The organism is Pseudomonas juntendi (assembly GCF_009932375.1).
In the GTDB taxonomy this organism is placed as follows: Bacteria; Pseudomonadota; Gammaproteobacteria; order Pseudomonadales; family Pseudomonadaceae; genus Aquipseudomonas; species Aquipseudomonas juntendi.
This window is the reverse complement of the sequence record NZ_BLJG01000192.1, coordinates 1-4,277: the sequence shown is the minus strand read 5'-3', so window position 1 is coordinate 4,277 and position 4,277 is coordinate 1. Positions and strand designations below refer to the sequence as shown.

General features: G+C 68.1%; 1 protein-coding gene. It reads right to left on the bottom strand.

The features are described from left to right. Window positions 1-4,277, bottom strand: a 4,277-nt coding sequence (locus tag GYA94_RS20990) for a non-ribosomal peptide synthetase (RefSeq protein ID WP_161893028.1), incomplete at both ends; no start/stop codon positions are given.

Sequence of the window (4,277 nt, the reverse complement as noted above, 5' to 3'; positions counted from 1 at the left end):
GCTGTAGCGGTGCAGCAACGTCTGGTAAGCCGCCAGCAACAGCATGAACAGCGTCACCCCCTGTTGCCTGGCCAGTGCACGCAACGCCTGCTGCAGCTCACCGGGCAGGGCCAGCGTCAAACTGGCACCGGCTTGGCTGCGCATCGCCGGGCGCGGGTGATCCAGCGGCAGTTCGAGCACAGGCTGGGTGCCACCCAGGCGTTCGACCCAATAGGTCAGCTGCCGCTCACGCTCACCAGCGTCCATCCACTGGCGCTGCCAGGCGGCATAGTCAGCGTACTGGATCGGCAGCGGCGCAAGGCTCGGTGCCTGCCCCTGGTCAAAGGCGTCGTACAGGGCCACCAGTTCGTCGACCATGACCTGCATCGACACACCATCGCTGACGATGTGATGCATCACCAGCACCAGCACATGTTCATCGCGGCCCTGGCGCAACAGGCAGGCGCGCAGCAGCGGGCCCTGCGCGAGGTCGAACGGCCGTGCGACCTCCTGTTCCACCCGCGGCAGCAGCGCGGCATCGCTGGCATCGGCCAGCACCTGCAACGGCAGCTCGAAGGCATACGGCGCCTGTATCACCTGCTCGGTACGCCCCTGGGCATGCACGAACACCGTGCGCAGGCTCTCGTGCCGCGCCACCAGGTGTTCGAACGCCCGGCGCAGGGCTTCGACACGCAATGCCCCGCGCAGGCGCAGGGCCACCGGAATATGGTAGGCGGCGCTGTCCGGGGCCAGCTGCCAGAGGAACCACTGACGCTCCTGGGCATAGGACAAGGCCAGCGCCCGCGAGCGATCGGCCAGGCCGATGGCGGGAACCGCTGCGTTGGCAGACTCAGACAGCTGGGCGCAGAACGCTTGCAGGGTGCCATGCTCGAACAAGGTGCGCAGCGCCACCTCGACCTGCAAAGCGTGACGCACCCGGGCGACGACCTGGGTGGCCAGCAACGAATGACCACCCAGCTCGAAGAAGTGATCGTGCAAGCCCACCTGCGGCAGCTTGAGCACATCGGCCCAGATCGCCGCCACCGTCTGCTCCAGCGCGGTACGCGGTGGCTGGTGATCCTGTCGGGACTGACCGGCCTCAGGCTGGGGCAGCGCCTTGCGGTCAAGCTTGCCGTTGGGGGTCAGCGGCATGCTGGCAAGCGCCAGGACATGCGCCGGAACCATATAGTCCGGCAGCACGTCGCGCAGGCTCGCCCTGAGCGCGTCGCACCACGCGGCATCAGCCTGACCTGGCTGCGACGCCACCACATAACCGACCAACTGCTGGCCGCTCGGGCCTGGCCGGGCGACCACGGCGGCATCGCGCACACCCGCCTGGGCCAGCAGGCGGGCCTCGACTTCGCCCAGTTCAACGCGGAAACCGCGGATTTTTACCTGGTTGTCCACGCGCCCCTGGTAGTCGAACACGCCATCGCGGCGCTCGCGTACCAGGTCGCCACTGCGGTACAGGCGCGCGCCCGGCTCGCCGTGCGGGTCGGGCACGAAGCGCTCGGCGGTCATGCCCGGCCGGTCCAGGTAGCCACGGGCCAGCCCGTGGCCACCAAGGTACAGCTCACCCTGCAGGCCGGCTGGCAGCACGCTCAGGTCGGCGGCCAGCACGTAGGTGCGACGGTCGCCGATACGCGTGCCGATCGGTGCGTAGGCAGCGCCGCAGTCGGTCGCGCGGTCGGCTTTCCAGATCAGCGGGGTCACCACCGTCTCGGTCGGGCCGTAGCCGTTGATGATGTGCTCCGGCGCCAGGGCGGCATGCACGCGCTGGTAGCTGTCACGCGGCACCGCGTCGCCGCCGAAGCAGTAAATGCGCGCCTTCGGCGCCTGGCCATGCAGCTCGACGTGCTCGGCCATCTGCAACAGGTACGCTGGCGGGAACGCCGCCACGGTCACGCCGTGCTCACGCATGCGCGCGCAGGTCTGGCCTGGCTCCCAGAGGCTGTCATCCCGCACCAGCAGGCGGCTGCCGTGGGTCAACGCGGTGAGCCAGCGCTCATGAGCGCCGTCGAAGGCAAACGACATGAAGTGCAGCTCGCAATCGTCCTCGACCATGGCATAGCGCCGGCCGATGGCTTCGCAGTGCATCGCCAGCGGGCCGTGCTCGACGCACACCCCCTTGGGCTTGCCGGTGGAACCGGAGGTGTAGATCACATAGGCCAGGCTCTGCGGCTGCACGACTGTTCGCGGCGCATGGGTCGGCTGTGCGGCCAGGTCGAGCTGGTCGAGATAGAGGGCAGCCAACGCCGCCGGCAGCGGCAGTTGCCCGCGCAAGGTCGAGTCGCTGAGCAACAGGGCGATACCAGAGTCCTGCATCAGGTAGGCCAGGCGCTCGGCCGGATAGCTGGCGTCCAGCGGCACATAGGCGCCACCGGCCTTGAGCACGGCGAGCAAGGCCACGATCACCTGCGGCCCACGGGGCAAGGCCACGCCGACACGGATCTCGGCGCCTACGCCTTCGGCGACCAGGCGATGGGCCAGTTGGTTGGCCTGACGCTCCAGGCTGGCGAAGTCCAGCACCTGGTCACCGAACAGTACCGCTGGAGCATGAGGCCGGCGCGCGGCCTGGGCCGCGATGCGTTGGTGCACCAGCAAGCCGTCCTGCCATGGCTGCGGCGCGTTGGCCACGGCCAGAGCCTCTCGGGCCTGGCTATCGAGCAGGCTCAGGTTGCCCAAGGCCGTAGCGGGCGCCTGGCTGAACTGCTCCATCAGGCCGACCAGTTGCTGGTCCAGGCGGACAATGGCCGCCTCATCGAAATGGGCACGCATGAAGCTGTAGTGCAGCTCCAGGGTACCGCCCAGGTTCACGCCCAGGGTCAGCGGGTAGTTGGTCTGCTCGCGACTGTCGACGCTGCCGAAGCGCAGCTCCTGTGGCGCGCCACGCTCCAGGGCCTCGGCCACCGGGTAGTTCTCGAACACCAGCAGGCTGTCGAACAGCGCGTCACCGCCCTGCCCGGCCCAGCGCTGGATATCGAACAAGGGCGTGTGCTCATGCTCACGCAAGCCAAGGTTGAGCGCCTGCACTGCCTGCAGCCAGTCGGCCACGGACTGGGCCGGCTGTGGGGTGGCGATCACCGGCAGGGTATTGATGAACAGACCGATCTGCTGCTCGATACCCGGCAGCTCCAGCGGCCGGCCCGCCACAGTGGCGCCGAAGGCCACCGTGGCCTGCCCGCTGTAGCGCTGCAACAGCAGTAGCCAGGCTGCTTGCAGCAGGGTGTTGACAGTGACCTTCTGCTGGCGGGCGAAGGCTTCCAGGCGCAGCGTGCGCTCGGCGTCGACCAGCCGCACATGGCTGGCGTACCCGCTGCCAGGCTCGGCTTGCAGGCCCTGGGCCAAACGTGTGGGCGCCTCCAGCTCGGCCAGGCGCTCGCGCCAGAACGCTTCGCTGACCGCCGGATCCTGGCGCTGCAACCAGTCGATGTAGTCGCGGTAACGCCCGGCCTGGGCCGGCGCCTGGCCGGCATAACGCTGCAGCACTTCCCCCATCAACTGGGAGTTGCTCCAGCCGTCCATGAGAATGTGATGGTTGGTGTAGATCAGCTCGAAGCATTGCTCGCCGGTGCGCACCACGGTCATACGCAGCAACGGCGCCTCACGCAGGTCGAAACCACGTGCGCGCTCGGCCTCGGCCAGGGCGTCCAGGCGTGCGCCAGGCTCGGCCTCGGCATGCCAGTCGAGGTAGTCGAACGGCACCTGGACCTGGCGCTGGACGATCTGCAGCGGCTGGCCGATGTCACCTTCCCAGGCGAAGCGACTGCGCAGGATCGGCTGGGCATCGGCCGACGCCTGCCAGGCTGCACGGAAACGCTCGACCTGCAAGCCTTCCACGGTCACCCGCATCTGGTTGATATAGTCGCCGTTGCCCTGGCCATACAGGCTATGGAACAGCATGCCCTGTTGCATCGGCGACAACGGGTAGACATCCTCGACCGCGCGCGGATCGTCCAGCAACTGGTCGAGGTGCGCCTGATCCAGGCGTGCCAGCGGGAAGTCCGAGGGCGTGACACCGGCATGGTGCGGGTCGCAGCAATGGGCGATGAGCGCCTTCAGCTCGGCAGCGTAGTCATCGGCCAAGGCCTGGACCGTGGCCGCAGAGAACATCTCGTGGCTGTAGGTCCAGGCGATGGTCAGTTCACCACCGTAGACCTGCCCATTGAGCGTCAGCCAGTTGCCCAGCGGCGCCGCCGGGCTCTGCTCCTCGCCGCGCGGCTCGCCGACCGGGACGAACAGTGCACCCTGCTCGGCGTCGAAACTGCCATCGAACTGCCCCAGATAGTTGAAGGTGA